Here is a 23,867-nt window from a genome sequence, read left to right as displayed (position 1 = left end):
CATGGATTTCGCATTCGACGCACGGACCGAGGAGCTGCGCGCCCGGCTGCTCGCCTTCATGGACGAACACGTCTATCCGGCGCAGGACGTCGCGCAGCGGCAGCGAACCGCCCTCGACTCGCCCTGGGGCACCCCGCCCGTCGTCGAGGAGCTGAAGGCCGAGGCCCGCAGGCAGGGCCTGTGGAACCTCTTCCTGCCCGACGATGAGTACGGTGCCGGGCTCACGAACCTCCAGTACGCCCCGCTGGCCGAGATCACCGGCCGCAGCCCGCAGCTCGCGCCGACCGCGCTGAACTGCGCGGCCCCGGATACCGGGAACATGGAGGTGCTCGCCCAGTTCGGCGACGAGCGGCAGCGGAAGCAGTGGCTTGAGCCGTTGCTCGCGGGGGAGATCCGGTCGGCGTTCGCAATGACCGAGCCCGAGGTGGCCTCGTCGGACGCGACGAACATCGAGACCCGGATCGAGCGGGACGCCAACGGCGCCGACGGCGCGGAGTACGTCATCACAGGCCGCAAGTGGTACATCTCCGGGGCGATGAACCCGGACTGCAAGGTCTTCATCGTGATGGGCAAGACCGCCCCGGACGGCTCCGACGTCCGGCGCCAGCAGTCCATGGTGCTGGTGCCGCGGGACACCCCCGGACTCGAAGTCCGGCGCGCCATGCGGGTGTACGGCTACGAGGACCACTGGCACGGCGGCCACGCGGAGGTGGTCTTCGATCAGGTGCGGGTGCCGGTGGCCAACCTGATCGGCGAGGAGGGCGGCGGCTTCGCGATCGCGCAGGCGCGGCTCGGGCCCGGCCGTATCCACCACTGCATGCGGCTGATCGGGATGGCCGAGCGCGCGATCGAGCTGATGTGCCAGCGGGCCGTGTCCCGTACGGCCTTCGGCAGGCCGCTCGGCCAGCAGGGCGTCGTACAGGAGTGGATCGCCGACGCTCGGGTGGCCGTCGAGCAGCTGCGGCTGCTGGTGCTCAAGACGGCCTGGCTGATGGACACCGTCGGCAACAAGGGCGCGCACACCGAGATCCAGGCCATCAAGATCGCGACACCGCGCACGGTCGTGGACATCATCGACCGGGCGGTGCAGCTGCACGGCGCGGGCGGCGTGAGCCAGGACTTCCCGCTGGCCGAACTCTGGGCGGGGGCCCGGACGCTGATGCTGGCGGACGGCCCCGACGAGGTCCACCAGCGCTCGCTGGCACGACGGGAGCTGAAGAAATACCGGTGAGGGCGTCTGCCCCCGTGGCCTGCCTGCCGGGCAGGCAGGCCACGGGGGGCGAGGCCACCGGCCTGGGGCGTGCGGGCGCTGGGCTGGGCGCGCAGGCCCCAGAGGAGGCGCCCCCTACGGGCGCAGGGCGCGCAGCAGGAGGTCGGCGAGGTGGTCGGCGACCTCCTGGGGGGTGAGCGGGCCGTCGGGGCGGTACCAGGTCGACAGGTGGTGCACCGACCCGAAGTGGTAGTCGACCACCAGGTCGGCCGGGGTGGCCCGAGAGAGCACCCCGCTCTCCTGGCCCTCCTCGATCAGGGCGCGGAACCGTTCGTGATAGCGCCGCCGCTCGGCGCGCACCTGCTTGTTCTTCTCCGGGCTGAGATGGTGCATGGACCGGAAGAAGATCGCGGCGTCGTCGAGGTTGTCGATGGTGGTGACCACGACGTCGGCGGCCGCGTCGCGCAGCCGCTTCTCCACCGGCTCGTCGGCGTCCGCGAACGCGTCGAGGCGCTCCTGCTGGAGGCGCAGCACGCGCGCGTACACCTCGTGCAGCAGGTCCTCCTTGGAGCCGAAGTAGTGGTAGAGGGCGCCCTTGGTGACGCCCGCCGCCTCGACGATCTCCTGTACGGAGGTGCGGTCGTAGCCCTGGTCGGCGAAGAGCCGGGTGGCGGCGGCCAGGAGCCGCTGCGGGACGGTCGCGCCGCCGGTGTCCGTCGTTGTTGGCACTGCCGCCACCTGCCTTTCGTCACGGGTTCGCGCTCGTCGCCTGCCGAGCCGTCGCGCGGGAGCGCAGTTCCCGCCGAAAGATCTTCCCACGGTGGCTGGAACCAGTCGTCACACGCTCGCCGCCGGTCGCCTGGACCAGGCCGGACCGGGCCCTGGACCGGGCGCCTAGGCCCTGTCTTCCCACTTCCGCTGGATCTGGTTCATGCCGCCCAGCCAGCGGTCGGGCTCGCTCGCCCGTGCCCGGTAGTACTCGGCGACCTCGGGGTGCGGCAGGATCAGGAAGCGGTCGTCGGCCATGCCCGCGAAGAGCGCGTCGGCGACGTCCTCCGGCTCGATCGCGGTGGGCGCCAGGACCAGCTCCCCGGCCGTGCCCGCGGCGGTCAGCATGTCGGTCCGTACGCCCTGCGGGCAGATCGCGTGCACCTTGAGCCCGCGGTGCCGGTACGTCAGCGAGAGCCACTCGGCGAAGGCGTACGCGCCGTGCTTGGACACGCTGTACGGGGCGGCGCCCACCATGGTGAGCAGCCCGGCCGCGGACACGGTGGACACGAAGCGGCCCGCGCCGCGTTCCAGCCAGCCGGGGAGCAGCGCGCGGGCCGCGCGGACATGGGCCATGACGTTCACGTCCCAGGCGGCGGCCCAGATCCGCTCGTCGGCGTCCTCGGCTCCGCCGGACGCGAGTCCGGCGTTGGCGCAGTAGACGTCGACCGTGCCGCCGAGCGCGTCTCTGGCCCGCTCGACGACCTGCGACGCGTCGCCCGGCACGGCGGTGCCGCCGAACTCGTCGGCGACCGCCCGCGCCTTGTCGGCGTCCAGGTCGTTGACCACGACGCGGGCCCCTTCGGCCGCGAACCGGCGCGCCAGCGCCGCGCCGATCCCGCCGCCCGCTCCGGTGACGACCACTCCCTGTCCCCGCACGCTGTCCACCCTCGTTCTCCTTCGGCTCACGCGCCGCCGCCCGGACGCGATGCGTTGCGACGCGACGCGACGCGACAGCAGACTAACCAGTCGGTATGCACTCGGGGAAGAGACATCGCCCCTCGGATGGAGCCGAATCGCGCGCCGCTACGTCTATGTCACGACGTCTGTTCGCCGACGCCGAAGTACCAGCGACGGAGGTGCGATGCGATGGCCGGTTTCCGGAGCCTCGCAAGACAGGTGCGGGACCCCCGCAACGACCTGGCGCTGCGGCGGTACTCGCTGCGCAAGTGCCTGGAGCGGTTCGCCCCCTACGGGCACCGGGCGACCTGGGCCCACTTGTGCGCCCGAGCCGGTTTCGGGCCCGAGGACCGCTCCCCCGACCCGGCGCGGCTGGTGGCCGCGCTCGACGAGCTGGAGGCCGCGCGTGCGGTGTGGCTCGCGTACCAGGCCGAGTTCGCCGACCGGCGCAGACAGGAGAAGCACGGCGGCCTGCGCAGACCGTCCGACGTGGACTGCTGGCACCGGCGCGCCCGCGGCGGCCACGGGATCGCCTGGTGCGAGGACCCCGGAAGACGTCCGGCGCAGCCGCTGGACGAGGTGCTGCGCAGACTGATCGCGGCGCTGGAGCGGGATCCGGGCACGGTCTGCCCGGTCTGCGCGTCCCCGGACATCGCGTGGAAGCGGGATCTGTCGCACGAGCCGTGGTCGGGTCCGGTGTGCACGGACTGCGGCATCGTGGTGCCGCGGCCCGTCATCGCGCCGGGAGTTCTGACACGGGTGCGTCAGGGGAGGGCGCTGCTGGCGGTCTGACGCCTGGGCGCCGCTGGCGGTCTGACGCCTGGGCGCTCCAGCTCGGCCAGCTCCGGATCGGCCAGCTCCGACTCGGTCAGCTCCGGCTCGGTCAGCTCCGGCGCTCCGCCAGGAGCCGCGAGCCCGACTGCCGTTCGCCGAAGACGTCGTCCGGGTTGGAGAGCACACAGGTCTCGAGCGACAGACACCCGCAGCCGATGCAGTCCGTCAGATGGTCCCGCAGGCGGCCGAGCTGCTTGATGCGCTCGTCCAGTTCGGAGCGCCAGGCCTCGGAGAGGCGTGCCCAGTCCTCGCGGTTGGGGGTGCGCTCCTCGGGGAGTTCGGCGAGCGCGTCCCGGATCGTGGCCAGCGGGATGCCGACGCGCTGCGCGGCGCGGACGAACGCGACCCGGCGCAGCGCGTCCCGGCTGTAGCGGCGCTGGTTGCCCGCGGTGCGGCGGCTGCTGATGAGCCCCTTGGACTCGTAGAAGTGCAGGGCGGAAACCGCGGCGCCGCTGCGTGCAGACAGCTGGCCGACGGTGAGCTCGTGGATCTTCTCTGGAATCTGCGGCACTCCATCGACCCTAATCGACCCCGCTGACGCGTTGACACGGATACCGGCGCCACCCATGCTGAGCAAGCGCTTAGAAACGTAGACCCTGGAGGCATGGGACATGGCAGAGCCAAGGATCTTCACTTCGGCGGACGAGCTCAAGGCGGCCGTCGGCGAGCAGCTGGGCACCAGCGAGTGGCTGGAGATCGACCAGCGGCGGGTCGATCTGTTCGCCGAGGCCACGGGCGACCGCCAGTGGATTCACGTGGACCCGGAGAAGGCCGCCCAGGGGCCGTTCGGCACCACCATCGCGCACGGCTATCTGACGCTGTCCCTGCTGCCCGCGCTGGTCCCGCAGATCCTGCGGGTCGAGGGGGTGCGGATGGGCCTCAACTACGGGACCAACAAGGTCCGTTTCCCCTCACCCGTGCCGGTCGGCTCGCGGTTGCGCGCCACGGCGGCCGTCAAGGAGGTCGTCGAGACCCCGGACGGCGGGGTGCAGCTCACCACGGCGGTCACGGTCGAGCGCGAGGGCGGCGACAAGCCCGCCTGCGTCGCGGAGTCGGTGTCCCGCTTCTACTTCTGACCGGCTCCGACCATGCGCAGTACGAGGTCGGCGTAGAGCACGCCGACCTCGTCGGGCGTCCGGCGCCCCGCCGCGTTGAACCAGCGCGCCACATCGATGCAGAGCGACAGCACGGCCAGCGTGGTGCCGGAGACGTCCGGAACGTCGAACTCCCCCGCCGCGACGCCGTCGACCAGGATGCGCCGCACCGCGGCGTCGCACCTGCGCCGCAGCTGGAGGATCTCGGCGCGGTGCTCGGCGCCGAGCGCGTCCAGCTCGTACTGGACCACACGGGCGGTCATATGGTGCCCGGCGTGCCAGATCACGAACGTGCGTACGGCCTCCACGAGCCGCTCGGCCGCGCTGCCGTCGCCGTCGGCGGCCGACTCCAGGATGCGCAACGCCTTGCCGTGGCCGATCGCGCTGATCCGGTGGAGCAGCTCTTCCTTGGTCTTGTAGTGGATATAGAGCGCGGCCGGACTCATCCCCGCGCGGCCCGCGATGTCCCGCGTGGTGGTCGCGTGATAGCCGCGCTCGGCGAAGGCCTCGACGGCGGCGACGAGCAGCCGCCTGGCCGCGTCCGGCGTGACCTCGTCCCACGCCGCACCCTCGGTGCGCTCTACCGTGCTCATCGCCACTGGCCCCTTCCACCGTGCTGCTGGCAGGAGAGAACCATACCCCTGACAGTGAGCAAGCGCTTAGAGCCTGTCTCTGCGCGCCGCCGGTCGCAGGGAACGGGTCACGGCGTCTTGAAAGGATCGTGCTCGGCCAGGATCTTGTCCAGCCGGGCCTGGTCGACGCGGCTGACGATCTGCCCGACCTCCTGGCGGTCCCTGATGACCTTGGCGAGGTTGAAGGAGGACGTGACCAGGTAGAGCAGGGCGATGGCCAGGAAGGCGCGTACCCAGACGTCCACGTTCATATAGAGGAGCGCGGCGGCCACCGCGCCCAGCGAGATGATGAAGGAGGCGACGGCCATCCCGTAGTAGGCGCTGGTGTTCTGCTGCTTGATGGGTGCGTCGGTCATGGCCTCAGCATCCGGCGCGCGGAGCGTCCGGGCTATCCGTCCGCGTACTCAGGCGGGTACTCAGAAGGCCGAAATCCCGGTCAGGGCACGGCCGATGACCAGTTTCTGGATCTGGCTCGTGCCCTCGTAGAGGGTCATCACGCGCGCGTCGCGCAGCAGTTTGCCCACCGGGTACTCGTCGATGTAGCCATAGCCGCCGAAGACCTGCAGAGCGTTGTTCGCGGCGCGTACGGCGGCCTCCGACGCGAAGAGCTTCGCCTGCGACGACTGTGTGGCGAAGGGCCGTCCCCGGTCGATCAGGTCGGCGACGCGCCAGGTGAGCAGCCGGGCGGCGTCCACGTCCACCGCGATGTCGCTGATCAGCTCCTGGACGAGCTGATGCCGGGCGATGGGCTTGCCGAACTGCTCGCGCTCGGTCGCGTACGACACCGCGGCGTCCAGGGCCGCCTGGGCGATGCCGACACACCCCGCGGCGACCGACATCCGGCCCTTGGCCAGCGCCGACATGGCCACCGAGAAGCCCCTGCCCGCCGGGCCCAGCATCGCGCTCGCGGGCACCCGGACGCCCTGGAGCACCAGCTCGGCGGTGGCCTGGCCGCGCAGGCCGAGCTTGCCGTGCACGGGGCGGCGGCTGAGTCCGGGCGTGTCGGTCGGCACGAGGAAGGCGGAGATCCCGCGGTGGCCGGGCGTGTCGTCGGTGCGCGCGAAGATCAGCGCGATGTCGGCCCAGGTGCCGTTGGTGATGAACATCTTGGTGCCGTCGATCACATAGTCGTCGCCGTCGGGCGCCGCCCTGGTGGTGAGGTTGCCCGCGTCCGATCCGGTGCCCGGTTCGGTGAGGCCGAAGCAGCCGACGGCCGCGCCCGAGGTGAGGCCGGGCAGCCACCGGCGCTTGTGCCGCTCCTCGCCCCAGGTCGCGATCGTCTTGGCGACCAGGCCGAGCGAGACCGAGACGATGCCGCGCACCGAGGAGTCGCCACGGCCCAGCTCCTCGGTGACCAGGCAGTACGTGAGATGGTCGCCGCCGCTGCCGCCGTACGCCTCGTCGATGGTCAGCCCGAGGAAGCCGAGCTCGCCGAGCTTGCGGACGAGGGACCGGTCCACGCTCTCGTTCCGGTCCCACTCGGCGGCGTACGGCGCGACCTCGCGTGCGACGAAGTCCCGCGCGAGCCGCTGGACCGCGGTCTGCTCGTCGGTCAGCTCCAGGTCCATCCGCTGCGCTCCTCACCCCGGCGAGACCGGCTTTAATTAGCACCGCTAGTTTAACGGTGACAGGGCCTACTATGAGCCGCATGGCCCGACCGCGCAAGCCCCTCCTCAGCCGAGAACGCATCGTCGCCGCGGCGTGCGCGCTGGTCGACGCGGAAGGCCTGGCGGCCGTCTCGACCCGGCGGCTCGCCGCCGAACTCGGGGTCAGCGGACCGTCGCTGTACAACCACTTCCGCACGAAGGACGAGATCCTGGAGGCGGTCGCGGACTCGGTCAGCGCTCGGGTCGACCTGTCGATGTTCGAGGACGGACGGCCCTGGCGCACCGCGCTGCACGACTGGGCGCTGTCCTACCGGGCGGCGCTCACCGCGCACCCGAACATCGTTCCGGTCCTCGCGCGGGGACCCGGCCGCCGCCCCAGCGGGCTGCGGCTCGCGGACGCGGTGTACGGGGCGATGACGGCCGCTGGCTGGCCCGCCGCGCAGGCCACCTCGATCGGGGCGCTGATGCGGTACTTCATCATGGGGTCGGCGCTCGGCTCGTTCGCGGGCGGCTTCGTGGACGACGCGGCCGCGTACGACCCCGCGGACTATCCGCACCTCGGGCAGGCGCATCTGCTGGCGGAACGCCAGGACGCCATCGACGAACGGGCCTTCGAGACGGGGCTGCGGGCGCTGCTCGACGGGCTTGAGCAGCAGTACCGGGGGCTGAGCGGGTGAGCCGCGCGGCGTCCGCCGTGCGCCCGCGGTACGCCCTGACGGGTGCCCGCGGTACGTCGCCGGGCGCTCGACGACGGTGTCCATCCGTCAATTCGGTGGGTGCCGAACCGTCCCGCGCCTAGGGTTCCGCGCATGTCTGACACGCCACGCACCGCGCATGCACCGCGCCCGGCCGACTCGCCCGACACACCCGATATGCCTTATACGCCCGGCTCGTCGGCGCGCGCCCGCCGCGCCGAGTTGCTCGCGCTCGGCGCGGCGGGCGCGACCGTCGTCCTGTGGGCCTCCGCCTTCGTCGCCATCCGCAGCGCGGGCGAGGTGTACTCGCCGGGCGCCCTGGCGCTCGGGCGGCTGCTGGCCGGGGCGCTCGCCCTCGGGTGTGTGCTCGGGCTGCGGCGGGAGGGGCTGCCGCCGCGTGCCGCCTGGCCGGGCATCGCCGTTTCGGGGCTGCTGTGGTTCGGGGTGTACATGGTGGTGCTCAACTGGGGTGAGCAGAAGGTCGACGCGGGCACGGCCGCGCTGGTCGTCAACGTCGGCCCGCTGGTGATGGCGCTGCTCTCGGGCTGGCTGCTCAAGGAGGGGCTGCCGCCCCGGCTGCTGGCCGGGATGGCGGTGTCCTTCACGGGCGCGGCGGTGGTCGGCCTGTCCATGTCGGGCGGGGGCGACGCGTCGGTGCTCGGCGTCCTGCTCTGTCTGCTGGCCGCCGTGTCGTACGCGGGCGGCGTGGTCGCCCAGAAGCCCGCGTTGCGGCACGCGTCGCCGCTCCAGGTGACCACGTTCGGCTGTGCGATCGGCGCGGTCGCCTGCCTGCCCTTCGCGGGGGTGCTGGCGTCCGAGGCCGCGAGCGCGCCGGCGTCCGCGACGCTCAACATGGTGTACCTGGGGGTGTTCCCGACCGCCCTGGCGTTCACCACCTGGGCGTACGCGCTGGCGCGTACGACGGCGGGCCGGATGGGCGCGACGACCTACGCGGTGCCCGCGCTGGTGGTCCTGATGTCGTGGCTGGCCCTGGATGAGGTGCCGGGGTGGCTCACGCTGGGCGGCGGGGCGATCTGCCTGGCGGGAGTGGCGGTGTCGCGGTCGCGACGGCGGGCCCGTACCCCCTGAGAGCCTGTCGGCGGACCCGTACTCCCTCCCTGGAAGATCCGCTACTCCCTCCCTGGAAGATCCGCGCTCCTAGAAGATCACCAGGGCCCGGCCGCCCTTGCCCGCGGCCATGTTCTCGAACGCGGCGGGGATGTCGTCCAGGCCGATCCGGTCGGTCACCAGCGCGCCGAGGTCGAGACGGGCGGCGCGGATGTGGTCCGCGAGCACCGGGAGGTCCGCGGCGGGGTCGGAGTCGCCGTACACGCAGCCGGACAGCGTGCGTCCCCAGTGGAAGAGCTCCAGGGCGTTGAAGGTGACCTGCTGGTCCTTGCCGCCGATCCCGACGACCGTGGTGCGGCCGCCGCGCCGGGTGGACTCCCAGGCCGTACGGATGGTGACGGCGCGGCCGACGCACTCGACCGCGACATCCGCGCCCTGACCGCCCGTGAGCTTCCTGACCTCCTTGGGGGTGGCGCCGGATGCGATGACGTAGTCGGTGGCGCCCGCTCCGCGGGCCAACCGCTCCTTCTCGGGCGAGACATCGACCGCGATGATCTTCTCGGCGCCCGCGATCCGCGCGGCCTGGAGGGCGGCCAGTCCGACGCCGCCGACGCCGAACACCACGACCGACTCGCCCGCCCGGACCCCGGCCGAGTGGTGCACCGCTCCGTAGCCCGTCAGGACGGCGCAGCCGAGCAGGGCGGCGTCCGTGAGGGGGACGCCGTCCGGCACGGGGAGCACGCAGTCGGCCGCGACGACGGTCTCTTCGGCGAACGCGGCGACGTTCAGACCGGGATGCAGGTCCGTGCCGTCGGCACGGCGGGCGTACACCGCGGCGGCCCCGCTCAGCGCGTCCGCGCACAGCCACACCTCGCCGATCCGGCAGTGGTGGCAGCTGCCGCAGGAGGGCGCCCAGTTGAGGACGACCTCGTCGCCGGGTGCGACATGGGTGACCTCCGCTCCGGCGGCCAGGACGGTGCCCGCGCCCTCGTGGCCGAGTACGCAGGGCGTCGGCACCCGCATGGTGCCGTTCGACAGCGACAGGTCGGAGTGGCAGACCCCGGCCGCGGCCAGGCGAACCCGCACCTGGCGGGGTCCGGGCTCCGGCAGTTCGATCTCGGCGATCTCCAGCGGGGAGCCGACAGCGGGCAGGACAGCGGCGCGGACCACGTTCGGGTACTCCCTGGTCTTCGGACGGCTTGGGCGGACGGGCGCCCTGGGCGGGTGGGTCAGAACTGGGACTCAGTGCTAGCGGGCCTCAGAACTGGAGAGACTCAGAACTGGAGAGACTTGGTCTGGAGGTACTCCCCCAGGCCGTGCGGGCCGAGCTCACGCCCGACGCCGGACTGCTTGTACCCGCCGAAGGGCGCGAGCGGGTTGAAGCGGCCGCCGTTGATGTCGACCTGCCCGGTGTCCATCCGGCGTGCGAAGGCGACGGCCTCGGCCTCGTCGCCCGCCCAGACGGCGCCCGCGAGACCGTACACGGTGCCGTTGGCGATGCGCAGGGCGTCGTCCTCGTCCTCGTACTTCAGCAGGGCCAGTACGGGGCCGAAGATCTCCTCCAGGGCGATCGTCATCCGCGGGGTGACGTCGGCGAAGACCGTCGGGCTGACGAACCAGCCCTGCTCGCGCGGGGCTTCGGGGCCGCCGGTGACCAGCCTGGCGCCCTCGGCCACGCCCTGCTCGATATAGCCGCGCACGCGGGCCCGCTGCTTGGCGCTGACGACCGGGCCGATGCGGTCGCCGTACTTCCGCGCGGCCTCGGCGGCCAGCCCGACCGCCTCCTCGTACTGGTCGGCGTGCACCAGCATCCGCGTCCAGGCGCTGCAGGTCTGCCCGGAGTTGGACATCACGTTGGCCACGCCGACGTTGACCGCCTTGGCGAGGTCGGCGCTCGGCAGGATGACGTTGGCCGACTTCCCGCCGAGCTCCAGCGCGACCGGCTTGACCGCGGCTCCGGCGATGGCGCCGATCCGCTTGCCGACCGCGGTGGAGCCGGTGAAGGAGACCAGGTCGACGCCGTCGTGCTCGGCGAGCGCCTGCCCGGCCACCGGTCCGAGGCCGGTGACCAGGTTGAACACCCCCGCGGGCAGCCCCGCTTCGTGCGCGGCCTCGGCGAAGAGCTGGGCGACCAGCGGGGTGTCCTCTGCGGGTTTGAGGACGACCGTGCACCCGGCGGCGAGTGCGGGTGCCACCTTGGCAACGATCTGGTGCAGCGGGTAGTTCCAGGGGGTGATCGCGCCGACCACGCCCACCGGTTCGAGCAGCACGGTGGAGTTGCCGATCCGCTCCTCGAAGGAGTACGAGGCGGCCAGCTCGGCGTACGAACCCGCCACCGCGATGGGCACGCCCGCGTGCACCAGCTGCGCGAACTGCGGGGGCGCGCCGAGTTCGGCGGTGACGGTCTCGGCGATCTCGTCCTTGCGCGCGACCAGGACGTCCCGCAGGGCGCCGATCAGCGCGGCGCGCCGCGCGGGCGGGGTCGCGGCCCAGCGCGGGAACGCGGCGCGGGCGGCGCGCACGGCGGCGTCCACGTCCGTCGCCGTGCCCGCGGGCACGTGCGCGATCACCTGCTCGTCGGCCGGGTTCACGACGGGGATCGTGTCCTTGCCTGCGGGCGGCTGCCACGCGCCGTCGATGTACATGCCGTCGTGGGCCTTCATCGCGTTCCTCCCGGTGACCTGGCGTACGGGCCTGTCATGCGGGGTCCGCCGCACGGACTCCCAAACTAGCGTTGTTAGTTTTCTGGCGCCAGGGGGTTCCCGGCCGACAGCTGGACGGGGACGCCGTTCAGCACGGCGGTGCCCGACAGGGGGTCGAGCCGGGTGCCGTCCAGGAGCTGGTTGGTGTTGACGCCCGGAGACGCCGCGGCGACGGAAAGCCGGGTCCCGGACCGGTCATGACCCCAGCCGTGCGGCAGGCTGACCACCCCGGTCCGTACGGTGTCGGTGATCTCCGCGGGCGCCTCCACCTCACCGCCGTCGCCCTTGACGCGGACGGGCGCCCCGTCGGCGAGGCCGAGCCTGGCCGCGTCCTCGGGGTGGATGTGCAGGGTGCAGCGGTTGGAGCCCCGGTTGAGGCTCGGGACGTTGTGCAGCCAGCTGTTGTTGGAGCGCAGATGGCGGCGGCCGACGAGCAGGAAGCCGGTCGGGCGGTCGGCGAGCGCGCCGCGCAGCCGGGGCAGGTCGGCGGCGATCGGCGCGGGCAGCAGCTCGATCCGGCCGCTGCGGGTCTTGAGCAGCCGCGGGACGCGTGGGCGCAGCGGACCGAGGTCGATGCCGTGCGGGTGCGCCAGGAGCCGGTCCAGGGTGAGGCCGTCCGGGTCGGCGCCGAAGCCGTCGCCGTAGGGGCCCAGGCGCAGCATCATGTCCAGGCGGCGCTCGGGGCCGCTGTCACCGGTCAGCTGGGCGGCGAGTTCCTCGGGGTCGCGTCCGTGCACACGCGCGTGGGGGTCGGCGGCGGCCTTGGCGAGTGAGCGGTCGATGACCATGGCGTCGACCGCGTCCGGGGGCGCTCCGTGCATGCCGGTCGCCGCCAGGACCAGCCGGGCGAGAATCTCGCACTCGTCGAGCGCGCCCTCCCGCAAGGGGACGGCGGCGCGGGTGTAGCGGACCTGGTTGCGCACCGCGAAGGCGTTGAAGGCGAAGTCGAAGTGCGCGCTCTGCGCGGGCGGGGGCGGCGGGAGCACGACGCGCGCGTGGCGCGAGGTCTCGTTCAGATACGGGTCGACGCTGACCATGAAGTCCAGACTGGCCAGGGCCCGGTCGAGGCGGTCGCCGTCGGGGGCGGAGAGCACCGGGTTCGCGGCGATCGCGATGAGCGCGCGGATCCGTTCTTCGCCCGGTGTGTCGATCTCTTCGGCGAGCGCCGCCGCGGGCAGTTCGCCCTTGGCTTCCGGGTGGCCGCTGACCCTGCTGTGCCAGCGGCCGAGCGCGAAGCCCTTGCCGGGGGCCGCGGGGCGCGGGGCCTGGTCGGTGGCCGAGAGCGGGAAGAGGGCGCCGCCGGGGCGGTCGAGGTTGCCGGTGAGGGTGTTGAGTACGTCGACGAGCCAGCTGGTCAGGGTGCCGAACTCGACGGTGCTGCTGCCGATCCGGCCGTAGACGGCGGCGGTGGGCGCGGCGGCGAGCTCGCGGGCCAGGGTGCGGATGACGTCGGCCGGGACGTCGCAGGCCTCGCTGACCGCTTCGGGGGCGAAGTCGCGTACGGCGTCGTGTACTTCGGCGGCCCCTTGGACGTGCGGTGCGAGCGCGCCCAGGTCGGTGCGGCCTTCCGTGAACAGGACGTGCGCCAGGGAGGCGAGCAGCAGGGCGTCCGTGCCGGGGCGGATCGCGACGTGCCGGTCGGCGAGCCGCGCGGTGCGGGTGCGTCGTGGGTCGACGACCGTGAGGGTGCCGCCGCGCTTCCTGAGGTCCTTGAGCTTGCCGGGGAAGTCCGGTGCGGTGCACAGGCTGCCGTTGGACTCCAGGGGGTTGGCGCCGAGCAGCAGCAGGTGGTCGGTGCGGTCCAGGTCGGGCACCGGGATGGCCAGCGGGTCGCCGAACAGGAGGCCGCTGGAGACGTGCTTGGGCATCTGGTCGAGGGTGCTCGCGGTGAACAGGCTCCGGGTCCCGAGGCCGGACAGCAGTACGGGCGGGTAGAGCGCTCCTGCCATGGTGTGCACGTTCGGGTTGCCGAGCACCACGCCGACGGCGTTCGGCCCGTACGCGTCGATCAGCGGGCGCAGGCCGTCGGCGACGGCGTCGAACGCCTCCTCCCAGGTGGCCTCTTCGAGCGCGCCGTCCGGCGTCCTGCGGACCAGCGGCCTGGCCAGGCGGTCGGGGTCGGCGTCGAGTTCGCCGAACGAGGCGCCTTTGGGGCAGATGAAGCCGCGGCTGAAGACGTCGTCCCGGTCGCCGCGCGCGCCGGTCACTCTGCCGCCCTCGATGGTGAGGGTCAGTCCGCAGGTGGCTTCGCAGAGCGGGCAGATACGCGGGGCGGTGCGGGGCGCGGAGCTGGCGGTGTCGTGGAGCGTGTCATGCCTGGACAACGGGGCCTCCCGAGACGGCGGCGGCGGTGGCGCGCGGGCAGCACCGAGCATACCGACCGGTAGGCACGTGAGATAGGGCCTGGGGCGCCCGCTGGGCGTCTGTCAGTCGAATGTGCGGGCGAGGTACGCGTGGAGAAGCGTGCGCACCTCGGCGATGAGCTCCGGGTCTCCCCCAACGTCGACGTGGAAGGCGCGCCGCAGTACGGCGTCCGCCGCCTCGACGGCGACCAGCACCGTGCGCCTGGCCCGGTCGTCGAGCGGGCGGCCGATGTGGGCGGCGAGCAGTGCGGCGAGCTGGTCGGCGACCAGGTGGTTGGGGTCGCCGGGCTGCGCGGGGACCCCGAAGTCGACGAGAGTGAAGCCGGGGACCGTGCGCTTCATCGCCACGTACTCCTCGAGCGCGGCGTCGATCGCGGCGTGCCAGTCCTCTCGTCCGAGGTCCGCGATATGGGCGGTGACACGCTGGGCGTAGTGCTCCAGATTGCGGTGGGCGAGGGCGTCGGCCATGGCGCGTTTGTTGCCGAAGAACCGGTAGACCGAGCCGATGGGGACATTCGCCCGGTCCGCGACGGCACGGGTGGTGAGGCCGTCGTACCCGACCTCGTCGAGCAGGGCCGCGCAGGCGTCGAGTATCCGGGCCAGCCGCTCCGCGCTGCGCTGCTGCACGGGCTCGCGGCGGAGTGCGCGAGAACGCGGCACGTCCGCGAGGGAGGGGTCGGGGCCGGACGGGTCTGGACTGGACGGGTCTGGACTGGACGGGTCCGGGCCGGACGGGTCCGGATGGGGCTGGGTCAGGGGCACGGGCTCCATCATGCCGCCGCCGGCTTCGGGTGCCCAGGAAGGTTCACGCGATCAGCAGCGCGAGACCGCCGAGGGTGTACACGATCATCAGCACCAGCAGGGGAAGCTGGCCCGCGACCGCCCGCGCGGGCGGAAAGAGGCGTACGGACCGGTCGTGCGCGGCGATGACCCCGACGACATGACCGGTGACGACGGCGACGACCTGGAGCGTGGCGAGGCCGCCGGGGCCCAGTGGCGGCTGGGGCGGGAGGGGATTGTCAGTGCCGGATGCCACGATGACTGTGCGTGGTCCTTCCGTGACGAGGAGCGTGAAGTAGTGGGCGACGAGATAGCCGACGGCGATCGGGACGAGTGAGTGCGCGAAGGAGGTGAGCGGGTGCGGGAGTCGGCCCGCGATCGCACGGGCGGCCCCCGCGCACAGGCCGTACACCCCGGCGACCAGCGCGACGGCGGCGAGCAGCCCGAGCGTGGCCGTGGCGGTGCGGCCCAGGGGTGAGGTCTGCAGGGTGTTGATCCAGGCGGGGGCGTCGGAGAAGCCGTCGTAGGCGGTGGAGCCGAGCAGCACACAGACGGTGGCGACCAGACCGGGCGCGGGCTCGGTGGCGTCGAGGCCGTGCAGCGGGTTGCGCAGGACGAGGCGTCCGTCCCTGCGACGACCGAGCGGCGCGAGGCGGGCCAGCAGCGTGGAGTACGCCTCGAAGGCGTCTCCGCGGGCGAACCACCTGTCGCCGTAGCGCGCGGCGGCGGCGAGCTGGACGGCGCTGTAGGCGATGAGGAAGGTCAGGAGGGAGGTGGTCGACGCGGGCTCGGGGGCGGCGAGTTCGAGCCAGGTGAAGGCGAGCAGACCGACGGCGGCGGGCCAGAGACCCAGGGACTGCCACGGCGGCCTCCAGGGGCGGCGTGCGCCGGAAGCCCCTCCCGCGGCGGGCCGGGGGCGGTGACCGGCGGCGGGGTCGCGGCCCAGGGCGCGGCAGGCGAGAGCGTGCACGGTGCGCAGCGGGTTGAGCAGCCGCCACACGGGCCCGAGCAACAGCGAGGCGGGAACGAGGCCGACCCAGAACACCACGTAGACGGCGCCGGGCGCCGGGTTGCGGCCGGTGTCGTCCGGGCCGAACAGGAGGTGGAACACGACGAACAGGGCGATGCCCAGGCCGAGTCCGCGCAGCGCGAGACGGGTGGCGCGGGCGTCGGCGAGGCGCTGGACCGGGCGGGGCAACGGCACGCCCGCGCGGTCGCCGCGCAGTCGGGACACGGACCAGAGCAGACCGAGCGCGAGAAAGGAGACGAGGAGCGCGGCGAAGGCGCCGGCGTAGGCGTAGAACGGAGAGACCGGCAGGTCATGCTGGGACCCGACACCGTGCGCGAGCCAGTGCGCGGTGTCGCCCGCCGCCTCGGTGGCCGGGTCGGTTTCCAGGTGCACCGGAGCCGGGGCGTGCACCGGAGCCGGGGCGCTGACTGGCTGGGTCATCGGACGGCGAGTTGGGTGAGAACCAGCTTCGCGTCGTGGGTCTCGACCTCGAAGAGGCCGGTGCGGTCGGCGGTGAAGGTGATGACGGTGGGCTCCCCCGCGCGCAGGGGCGCCTCCTTGTCGTAGCCGTGGACATGCACGGTGTCGGCCCGGTCGCTGGTGACCTTCAGGCGGACCTGTCGCCCCTTCTTCACGTCGACGCGGCCGGGCGCGGGGCGGACCCTGCCGTCGGCGACGGTGACGGCGATCTCGACGGTCCGGTCGGCGGGGTGGGAATGGCCGGCGGCCGAGCCGGTGAGCTTCGCCGTGGACTCGACCGGCTCGCCGTCCACCGCCCAGGCGGTGTGGTCGTCGGCGTACAGGCGGACGGTGAGTTCGTGGGTGCCCTTGGTGACCAGGCGGCCCGGCAGGTGGTGCCAGGGGCCGTAGAGCCGGGCGATCTTGCGGCCGTCGAGGTAGAGATGGGCGTGGCCGGTGCCGTACAGGGCCGCTCCGCCGACGCTGTCGGGGGTGAACCGGAAGTTCCGTACGGGGATATGGAGGTTCCAGCCGTCCAGGGAGTCAGGGCGCACGGTGAGGCCGACCTCGGGTGCGCCGTCGCGGGCGACCTGCCGGTAGCGGTGGCCGCTCTCGTCCTTGGTGTCGAGCAGCTCGCCGACCGGGCCGGAGGCCTGTTCGTGGCTGGTGCCGGGCTTGTGGTGGGTGGTGGGGCGGCCGTCGCACCCGGCGGCGGCGCCGACCAGGAGCACGGCCGCGAGCGACAGGGTGACCCGGCGGGCACGGGGCCCGCGCTTCGTGGCGGCGGTCATGCCGGGGCCCCCTCCGGTGTGTGCCGTGGGGCTGCGGGCTTCGGGCCCGCCGCCGCGACCACCGCCCACAGCACCCAGACCACCCCGAGGAGACCGCGGAACCAGGCCGGGCCCAGCGGAATCCAGGGGATCATCCAGACCGCCTTGTCGAAGGCGTCCAGGAGGGTCAGCGCGCCGAGGACGACCGTCGTCCAGCCCAGGACGGGCCGCCCGCCGCGGCGCAGGGCGAGACCGACGCCCGTCCACCAGGCGCCGATGAGCAGCAGGGCGAGCGCCGGGGCGTAGGAGGTGGCGAGGCTGGTCGTCGCGCCCGCCACATCCAGTGCGAGCCCGGCCGCGCCCACCGCCGACGCGACGGTGGCGAGCCGGTCGTGCCGCAGTCTGCGCCACCACAGCACGCCCCCGACCAGGCCCAGGACGACCGCGATGCCGAGGGACAGCTGGACCTCGATCCGCTCGATACCCCGCGCCCCGTACCAGTCGCACCCGGCCGGGAGGCGGCGCGCCTGGACGTCGTAGTCGGCGCAGACCAGCAGGTGGGCGAGCTTGACCGGCTCGCCCGCCAGCCGGTCGGAGCCGCCGGACACCGCGCCGCGCCGGGCGCCGCACTCGGGCAGGGCGCGCGGCGTGGAAGGCCCGGCGTCCGCCTGCCAGCAGTTGCCCTCGCCCTGCCCGTCCCACCAGACGTCGGTGCGGTTGGGGCGTGCGTTGCCGTCCCTGTCCTCGCCCAGGCGGTTGTCCGCGTACCGGTTGTGGTGGGAGGTGTCGGCCTGCTTCGACCAGGCCGACTCGCCCCGGATGAACGCGGGTACGGCACTCAGGAAGAAGGCCGCCCGGTCGTGTCCGTACACCCAGTTCTTCTCGTAGATGTTCCAGTTGCCGCCCGCGGTGATGATTCCGGTGCCCGGCGGCATGGAGATCTGCGGGCACACCACACCCCGCTCGTAGCCGCGCTCGGCCGGCGGCTTGGCGCAGGTGCCGTCGGCGACGTACCGGTAGTAGTTCTGGTTGTTGTCGTGGATCAGGTTGCGCTCGAACTTGGCGTGGTTCTGCGGCAGTCCGGGGTGGCCGGGAAAGGCGGAGTCCATGGAGGCGCCGCCCATGTTCTGGTCGAACTCGTTGTCGTGGACCCAGACCGAGTCGCCCGCCGTGCCGGAGTAGCCGACCATGTTGTGGTGGCTGCGGCAGCCGGTGATCTCGATCGAGTAGCGCGGTACGTCGTAGCCGCGGCCGGCGTTGATGTCGGAGGCGCTGCCCGGATAGATGCCGGAGTCGCCGTTGCCGTAGGACTCGCAGTCCTTGTAGAGGCCGTGGTCGCTGGCGAAGGTGAGGAAGCCGTACTCGTCGTTCCAGCGGGTCAGTACGTCGTCGATGACGAAGCCGTCGGCGGCGAGTACGTACAGCGAGTTGAAGGTGGTGCGCTGCGCGGTGAAGTTCCTGAAGTAGACGCCGTCGGAGCTGTCCGCGCGCACCGCGTTGAGCTTCTGGTACCCGGCGTCGATGACGACGTCGGTGCGGTCCGCGCCGGTGCCCTCGATCTGCAGGTCCTTCTTGCCGAGGATCGCGACCAGGTTCTGGTTGTGCGGGCACCGCTTCTGCTGCTCGTACGACAGGACCTGGTAACCGAACCCGGACTCGGGCGCCTTGAGCCGGGCGCAGGCGCCCCTCGGCTTCGGCTGGGAGGGCTCCTCCTCGTAGCGGCCGGGCAGGATCGCGATGTTCATACCCGGTCTGTCGACCGCGTCGACGGCGGCCTGGAGGTGCCGGTAGCCCTCGTCCAGGCAGCGGGCGAACAGCTTCCGGTTCCGCTCGCGCAGCTGCTCGGGGAAGCCAGATATCCGGCGCTCGAATACGTCCCGGTCGGTCTTGCAGACGAGCAGGTCCGGCTCGCCGCCGCGGTACTCGGGCACGCTGCCGGAGCCGTCCGGGAAGTCCACGGGCCGTTCCTCGTGTGCCGCGGCCGCGCCGACGGCGGTCACGGTGAGGACGACGGCCAGTGCGAGGGTGAGGAGCCTGCGGGTCCAGCGCGTCCACGACATGCGCGAGAGAGTAGAGGATTGTTCATCTTTTGGAACCCCCCGCGCACGGGGAACTTTCCGGCCCCGCCCGGCGGCGATCACCGTTGACGCGCCCACCAGGTATTCCTATGGTTGCCTATAGGAATTCTTCGGCACCCTGGGAGCGGTCACGATGAGCGGCATCGAGCAGGCGAGGAAGACGGCCCAAGGGCTCGGCGGGCTGTCCGGCTTCGGCAACGAGCACAGCTCGGAGGCGGTGCCCGGCGCCCTGCCGATCGGCCGCAACTCGCCCCAGCGCGCCCCGCTAGGGCTGTACGCGGAGCAGCTCAGCGGCTCCGCCTTCACCGAGCCCCGCGCGCACAACCGCAGGTCCTGGCTCTATCGCATCCGCCCGTCGGCCGCGCACCCGGCGTTCGTCCGCACCGACAACGGCGCTCTGCGGACCGCGCCCTTCACCGAGACCGCCGCCGACCCCAACCGGCTGCGCTGGAACCCGCTGCCCGCGCCCGAGCCCGGCACCGACTTCCTGGACGGCCTGTGGACGCTCGGCGGCAACGGCGACGCGACCCAGCGCACCGGCATGGCCGTGCACCTCTACCACGCCAACGCCGCCATGGACCGCCGGGTGTTCAGCGACGCGGACGGCGAGCTGCTGATCGTCCCCGAGCACGGCGGACTGCTGATCCGCACCGAGTTCGGCCTGCTGCACGCCGAGCCCGGCCATGTCGCGCTGATCCCGCGCGGCGTCCGCTTCCGCGTGGAGCTGCTGCACGAGAGCGCCCGCGGCTATGTCTGCGAGAACTACGGCGCGCCCTTCCAGCTCCCCGACCTCGGCCCGATCGGCGCCAACGGCCTCGCCAACGCCCGTGACTTCCTCGCCCCCGTCGCCGCGTACGAGGAGGTCGAGGGCCCGGTCGAGGTGGTCAGCAAGTTCTGCGGGAACCTCTGGAAGGCGACCTATGACCACTCGCCGCTGGACGTCGTCGCCTGGCACGGCAACCACCTGCCGTACGTCTACGACCTGCGCCGCTTCAACGTCATCGGCAGCATCAGCTACGACCACCCGGACCCGTCGATCTTCACGGTGCTCACCTCGCCCTCGGACACTCCGGGCCTGGCGGGCGTGGACTTCGTGGTGTTCGCCCCGCGCTGGCTGGTCGGCGAGGACACCTTCCGGCCGCCGTACTTCCACCGCAACGTGATGAGCGAGTACATGGGCCTGATCGAGGGCGCGTACGACGCCAAGGCGGAGGGCTTCGTTCCGGGCGGCGGCTCGCTGCACAACATGATGTCGGCGCACGGCCCGGACCGGGAGACCTTCGACCGGGCCAGCGCCGCCGACCTCGTACCGCAGAAGATCGACGACGGTCTGGCGTTCATGTTCGAGACGCGCTGGCCGGTGACCCTGACCCCGCACGCCGCGACGGCGGAGCACCTCCAGCAGGGGTACGACGCTGTGTGGCAGGGGCTGCAGCGTCACTGGGGATCTGAGGGATACTCCCCCAGTGACGCCAGCTGATCGTAAGACGGAGCACCCGTGACCGCTTTCGCCCCGGACTCGATCGTCCTCAACCGCAAGCTGCCGCTTTGGTATCAGGTTTCGCAGTCGCTGCGTGCCTCGATACTCGGCCGCGCGCCCGAAGCGCCGCTGCGGCTGCCCACCGAGGAACAGCTCGCGTCGCACTACGGCGTCAGTGTGCTCACCATGCGGCAGGCGCTGAAGGAGCTGGAGGACGAGGGGCTGATCAGTCGGCACCGGCGGCGCGGCACGTTCATCGAGCCGAGCGCGCGCCGCGGCAGTCCGGTGCGGCTGCTCGGCTCGGTGGACGCGATCGTGGCGCAGCAGTCCGGGATGTCCACCGAACTCCTCGACCACGGCACGGTGCCGGTGCCGCTCGAACTCGCCGAGTACTTCCCGGACACCGGCAGCGTGGCGACGTACCACCGGCTGCGCAGCGAGGACGCGACCGGCGAGCCGACCAACCACGCGCGCAACCACGTACGTCCCGATGTCGCCGAGCGCATCGACCTCGCCGATCTGGCGCGCTGGCCGATGACCAAGGTGCTGCGCGACGGGGTCGGGGTGCGGATCAGCCGGATCACGGACACCGTCGAGGCACGGCTCGCGGACCCGGAGACCGCGCATCTCCTCCAGGTCCCGCTGCTCAGCCCGATCCTGCACTACACCGGCGTCACCTACGACGAGGACGGCCGCGTCCTGGACGTGGCCCGCATCCACTACCGCGGCGACCGCTTCTCGTTCACGGTGACACTCGACGCCCACTGAGACCTGGGGCCTGAAATCTGGGGCCTGAGACCTGAGGCCTGGGGCCTGGGGCCTGGGCGTCGGCCCGCTGATCGCGGTCGGGGCGCGTGAGTACGATGCTGGGCGTGACGCACGACGACGCACCGCTGCTCGCGGATCTCATGCCGTGGTCCGTCGCACCGCTGCGGCTCGGCCGCCCCTGGCCGATGGCGCCGGACGCGGCGTCCCTCAGGTCCCGTTGGGACGCCTTCGTCCGCGCCGAGGAGGACGACCGGGAGGCGCTGCTGCGGCCGAGCAGGGCCCGCACCCTGCACAGCGCGGTCGCCCAGCTGCCGGGCCAGGCGTCGGGAACCGGGCGGCTGGCCTACGCGTCCGGGCCCTGCCCGGCGCCCGTGCGCGTGCTGCGCGGGCCGTTCGACGAGCAGTGGCTGATCCCCGATCACCGGCTGATCGACGCGGCCCGCCCCGAGCTGTGGCGGGTCGCCGACCCGCACCAGCTGTTCCTGGTCGAGCAGGGGTACGTGCCCGGCGCGGGAGGCCCCGCGCTGCTCGCCACCGCGCTGCTCCCCGAGGGCCGCTCCCCCGCCGGGCGGCCGGGGCGCGTCAGGCCGCTGTACCGCCGCCCCGGCGGCGTCGAACCGAACCTGCCGCCAGGGCTGCCGCGGCTGCTCGGCGAGCGGCTCGGCACGCCCGTCACCGCCGAACAGCTGCTCGCCTGGGCGCTGGCCGCGGCCCGCGCGAGTGCCGCCGGGTGCCGGGTGCCGCTCCCGGCCGACCCGGACGTCTGGGCGCACGGCGTGGACCTGGGCCAGCGGCTGCGCTGGCTCCAGCTGCGCACCGGCGAGCGTCCCCGGCTGCCGGGCGGCCGCCGCCCTTACGTACGCGCCCCGCTCCCGGCCCGTCCCGTCGAGCTGCGCTACGACCGCGACGAGGAGGCGCTGCTCGTCGGCGACGGCCGGATCTCCCCCGTACCGGCCGAGGCGTGGGACTTCCATGTGAGCGGAGTACGGGTTCTCGACCGCTGGTTCGCGGAGCGTACGGAACGGGCCGAACCGGGCACCCTGGAGGCGATCCGCCCGGCCGCCTGGCCTCGGGCCTGGACCTCCGAACTCCTGGAGCTGATCACCGTACTCGCGCTGCTCGCCGAGCTGCGACCGCGGCAGGAGGAGCTGGCCACGGCGGCGGACGCGGACGTGATCACGGCGACGGAACTGCGCCGGGCCGGAGTACTGCCGCCCCCGGACGCGGCGCGGCGGCCCGCATCGGTACTCGACCATCACGAGGAAGGCCCGGACGGGCAGTTCGCCTTGCTCTGACGCCCCGCCCGCGCAGGTCCGCGCAGGTCCGCGCAGGTCCGCGCAGGTCCGGGGAGTCCGAGGGGGGTGACAAAGGCGGCGCACCGGGGTGAGGATCGTGCGCCATGCAACCACTTCCCCTGGACGGCATCACGGTCGTCGCCGTCGAGCAGGCCGTCTCGGCCCCCTTCGCCACCCGGCAGCTCGCGGACCTCGGAGCTCGGGTCATCAAGGTCGAGCGCCCCGACGGCGGCGACTTCGCCCGCGGCTACGACACCGCGGCGCGCGGCCTGGCCTCGCACTTCGTGTGGGCCAACCGCGGCAAGGAGAGCCTCGCCGTCGATCTCAAGGACCCTCGGGGCCTGGCCGTCGTACAGCGCCTGATCACGGACGCGGACGTGTTCGTCCAGAACCTCGCCCAGGGCGCGGCCGCCCGGCTCGGCCTGGACGCGGCCACTCTGTGCCACCGCCACCCGCGCCTGGTCGCGGTGGACATCTCGGGGTACGGCGCGGGCGGCCCGTACGCCGACAAACGGGCCTACGACATGCTGGTGCAGTGCGAGGCGGGTCTGGTCTCGGTGACCGGGACGCCTCAGCAGCCGGTCAAGGCCGGGATCCCGGCCGCCGACATCGCGGCCGCGATGTACGCGTACTCGGGTGTGCTCGCGGCCCTGTTGCGGCGGGCTACGACCGGGGTCGGCGGACCGCTGGAGATCTCGATGCTGGAGGCGCTGGCCGAGTGGATGGGGCATCCGCTGCACCATGCGATGCACGGCGGCACCGCCCCGGCGCGCGCGGGTCTGGCGCACGCCGTCATCGCCCCGTACGACGCCTATCCGACGGCCGACGGCGCGCGGGTGCTGCTGTCGGTGCAGAATAACCGGGAGTGGCGGCGACTGGCCGAACAGGTCGTCGGCAGACCGGAGTTGGGGCACGACCCGGCGTACGCGACGAACGCGGCCCGCACCGCGCACCGCGAGCGTACAGACGCCCTGGTCGGGAAGGCCCTGCTGGAGCTGACCGCGGACGACGCCCTGGAGCGCCTTGAGGCGGCCGGGATCGCCTGCGCCCGGCTGCGGGATGTCCACGAGGTCGCCGCGCATCCGCAGTTGGCGGCGCGGGCGCGCTGGCGGGAGGTGGACTCGCCGGTCGGGCCGCTGCGCGCGATGCTGCCGCCGGTGACGTCGCCGGGTGCGGCCGAGCCGGTCATGGGGGCGGTGCCCGCGCTGGGCGAGCACACCGAGGCTCTGCTGCGGGGCGTGGGGACGACGGACGCGGAAATCACGGCGATGCGCCGGGACGGGGTGATCGCCTGAAGCAAGAGGGAGAAGGAGAAGAAGGAAGGGAAGGAAGAGGGGGAGAGGAGGGGGCGGGCC

Annotated in this window: 22 protein-coding genes; 9 read left to right on the top strand and 13 right to left on the bottom strand. The window is 72.8% G+C overall.

Annotation, left to right across the window (positions count from 1 at the left end):
- The first annotated feature begins 1 nt into the window (after position 1).
- Complete coding sequence (locus ACX6XY_RS10210; RefSeq protein WP_460328381.1) at positions 2–1,231, top strand: acyl-CoA dehydrogenase family protein; 1,230 nt, start codon at positions 2–4, stop codon at positions 1,229–1,231.
- Between the two features lie 114 nt (positions 1,232–1,345).
- Here the strand turns inward: ACX6XY_RS10210 and ACX6XY_RS10205 are convergent, their stop codons facing one another.
- Positions 1,346–1,939 carry a TetR/AcrR family transcriptional regulator gene (locus ACX6XY_RS10205; protein WP_460328379.1) on the bottom strand — a complete coding sequence of 198 codons (594 nt, stop codon included), beginning with the start codon at positions 1,937–1,939 and terminating at the stop codon, positions 1,346–1,348.
- A 165-nt stretch (positions 1,940–2,104) separates the two neighbouring features.
- A complete protein-coding gene (locus ACX6XY_RS10200; RefSeq protein ID WP_460328459.1) occupies positions 2,105–2,857 on the bottom strand; it encodes an SDR family oxidoreductase in 753 nt (250 codons plus the stop codon).
- Between the two features lie 210 nt (positions 2,858–3,067).
- On the opposite strand from ACX6XY_RS10200, the gene ACX6XY_RS10195 reads away from it, so the two are divergent.
- Positions 3,068–3,670 (top strand): hypothetical protein, encoded by a 603-nt coding sequence (locus ACX6XY_RS10195; RefSeq protein ID WP_460328377.1) that lies wholly within the window; start codon positions 3,068–3,070, stop codon positions 3,668–3,670.
- Positions 3,671–3,761: 91 nt separating this feature from the next.
- On the opposite strand, the gene soxR is transcribed toward ACX6XY_RS10195, so the two are convergent.
- Positions 3,762–4,223 (bottom strand): redox-sensitive transcriptional activator SoxR, encoded by a 462-nt coding sequence (soxR, locus tag ACX6XY_RS10190; protein WP_460328375.1) that lies wholly within the window; start codon positions 4,221–4,223, stop codon positions 3,762–3,764.
- Between the two features lie 100 nt (positions 4,224–4,323).
- Here soxR and ACX6XY_RS10185 point away from each other — a divergent pair, with 100 nt between their 5' ends.
- On the top strand, positions 4,324–4,788 hold the full coding sequence (locus ACX6XY_RS10185) for a MaoC family dehydratase (protein ID WP_460328373.1): 465 nt from the start codon (positions 4,324–4,326) through the stop codon (positions 4,786–4,788).
- Here the strand turns inward: ACX6XY_RS10185 and ACX6XY_RS10180 are convergent.
- From ACX6XY_RS10180 to ACX6XY_RS10170, 3 genes are all read right to left on the bottom strand, one after another.
- Positions 4,779–5,399 carry a TetR/AcrR family transcriptional regulator gene (locus tag ACX6XY_RS10180; RefSeq protein WP_460328371.1) on the bottom strand — a complete coding sequence of 207 codons (621 nt, stop codon included), beginning with the start codon at positions 5,397–5,399 and terminating at the stop codon, positions 4,779–4,781. The genes ACX6XY_RS10185 and ACX6XY_RS10180 overlap by 10 nt on opposite strands.
- 107 nt (positions 5,400–5,506) lie before the next feature.
- Positions 5,507–5,794, bottom strand: coding sequence for a YiaA/YiaB family inner membrane protein (locus ACX6XY_RS10175; protein WP_460328369.1), 288 nt, complete (start codon positions 5,792–5,794; stop codon positions 5,507–5,509).
- A 60-nt stretch (positions 5,795–5,854) separates the two neighbouring features.
- Positions 5,855–7,006, bottom strand: a complete 1,152-nt coding sequence (locus tag ACX6XY_RS10170; protein ID WP_460328367.1) for an acyl-CoA dehydrogenase family protein — start codon at positions 7,004–7,006, stop codon at positions 5,855–5,857.
- A gap of 80 nt (positions 7,007–7,086) precedes the next feature.
- Between ACX6XY_RS10170 and ACX6XY_RS10165 the strand changes: the two genes are divergently transcribed.
- Positions 7,087–7,722 carry a TetR/AcrR family transcriptional regulator gene (locus ACX6XY_RS10165; RefSeq protein ID WP_460328365.1) on the top strand — a complete coding sequence of 212 codons (636 nt, stop codon included), beginning with the start codon at positions 7,087–7,089 and terminating at the stop codon, positions 7,720–7,722.
- 195 nt (positions 7,723–7,917) lie between these two features.
- Positions 7,918–8,829: a DMT family transporter gene (locus ACX6XY_RS10160; protein WP_460328457.1), complete on the top strand. Its 912-nt coding sequence runs from the start codon at positions 7,918–7,920 to the stop codon at positions 8,827–8,829.
- A gap of 69 nt (positions 8,830–8,898) precedes the next feature.
- Here ACX6XY_RS10160 and ACX6XY_RS10155 read toward each other — a convergent pair whose 3' ends face one another.
- The 7 genes from ACX6XY_RS10155 to ACX6XY_RS10125 all read right to left on the bottom strand — a co-directional run bounded on the left by ACX6XY_RS10155 (position 8,899) and on the right by ACX6XY_RS10125 (position 18,951).
- Positions 8,899–9,978, bottom strand: a complete 1,080-nt coding sequence (locus ACX6XY_RS10155; RefSeq protein WP_460328363.1) for a zinc-binding dehydrogenase — start codon at positions 9,976–9,978, stop codon at positions 8,899–8,901.
- Positions 9,979–10,082: 104 nt separating this feature from the next.
- Positions 10,083–11,471, bottom strand: coding sequence for an aldehyde dehydrogenase family protein (locus ACX6XY_RS10150; RefSeq protein ID WP_460328362.1), 1,389 nt, complete (start codon positions 11,469–11,471; stop codon positions 10,083–10,085).
- Between the two features lie 74 nt (positions 11,472–11,545).
- Positions 11,546–13,885: a molybdopterin oxidoreductase family protein gene (locus ACX6XY_RS10145; protein ID WP_460328360.1), complete on the bottom strand. Its 2,340-nt coding sequence runs from the start codon at positions 13,883–13,885 to the stop codon at positions 11,546–11,548.
- 51 nt (positions 13,886–13,936) lie between these two features.
- Positions 13,937–14,533, bottom strand: a complete 597-nt coding sequence (locus ACX6XY_RS10140; RefSeq protein ID WP_460328358.1) for a TetR/AcrR family transcriptional regulator — start codon at positions 14,531–14,533, stop codon at positions 13,937–13,939.
- Positions 14,534–14,678: 145 nt separating this feature from the next.
- Complete coding sequence (locus ACX6XY_RS10135; RefSeq protein WP_460328356.1) at positions 14,679–16,103, bottom strand: hypothetical protein; 1,425 nt, start codon at positions 16,101–16,103, stop codon at positions 14,679–14,681.
- The gene (locus ACX6XY_RS10130; protein WP_460328355.1) at positions 16,100–16,912 is read right to left on the bottom strand and encodes a hypothetical protein; all 813 of its coding nucleotides are present in this window, start codon (positions 16,910–16,912) and stop codon (positions 16,100–16,102) included. Before ACX6XY_RS10130 ends, ACX6XY_RS10135 begins: the two co-directional genes overlap by 4 nt.
- Positions 16,909–18,951: a right-handed parallel beta-helix repeat-containing protein gene (locus ACX6XY_RS10125; RefSeq protein ID WP_460328353.1), complete on the bottom strand. Its 2,043-nt coding sequence runs from the start codon at positions 18,949–18,951 to the stop codon at positions 16,909–16,911. Before ACX6XY_RS10125 ends, ACX6XY_RS10130 begins: the two co-directional genes overlap by 4 nt.
- Positions 18,952–19,102: 151 nt before the next feature.
- On the opposite strand from ACX6XY_RS10125, the gene hmgA reads away from it, so the two are divergent.
- From hmgA to ACX6XY_RS10105, 4 genes are all read left to right on the top strand, one after another.
- Positions 19,103–20,449, top strand: coding sequence for a homogentisate 1,2-dioxygenase (gene hmgA, locus ACX6XY_RS10120; RefSeq protein ID WP_460328351.1), 1,347 nt, complete (start codon positions 19,103–19,105; stop codon positions 20,447–20,449).
- An 18-nt stretch (positions 20,450–20,467) separates the two neighbouring features.
- Positions 20,468–21,217, top strand: coding sequence for a GntR family transcriptional regulator (locus tag ACX6XY_RS10115; protein WP_460328349.1), 750 nt, complete (start codon positions 20,468–20,470; stop codon positions 21,215–21,217).
- Positions 21,218–21,312: 95 nt separating this feature from the next.
- Complete coding sequence (locus ACX6XY_RS10110) at positions 21,313–22,512, top strand: type ISP restriction/modification enzyme (RefSeq protein ID WP_460328455.1); 1,200 nt, start codon at positions 21,313–21,315, stop codon at positions 22,510–22,512.
- A gap of 104 nt (positions 22,513–22,616) precedes the next feature.
- The gene (locus tag ACX6XY_RS10105) at positions 22,617–23,807 is read left to right on the top strand and encodes a CaiB/BaiF CoA transferase family protein (protein WP_460328347.1); all 1,191 of its coding nucleotides are present in this window, start codon (positions 22,617–22,619) and stop codon (positions 23,805–23,807) included.
- Positions 23,808–23,867: the final 60 nt, after the last annotated feature.

The organism is Streptomyces sp. O3 (genome assembly GCF_054788135.1).
This window is presented reverse-complemented; position numbering and strand designations above follow the sequence as displayed.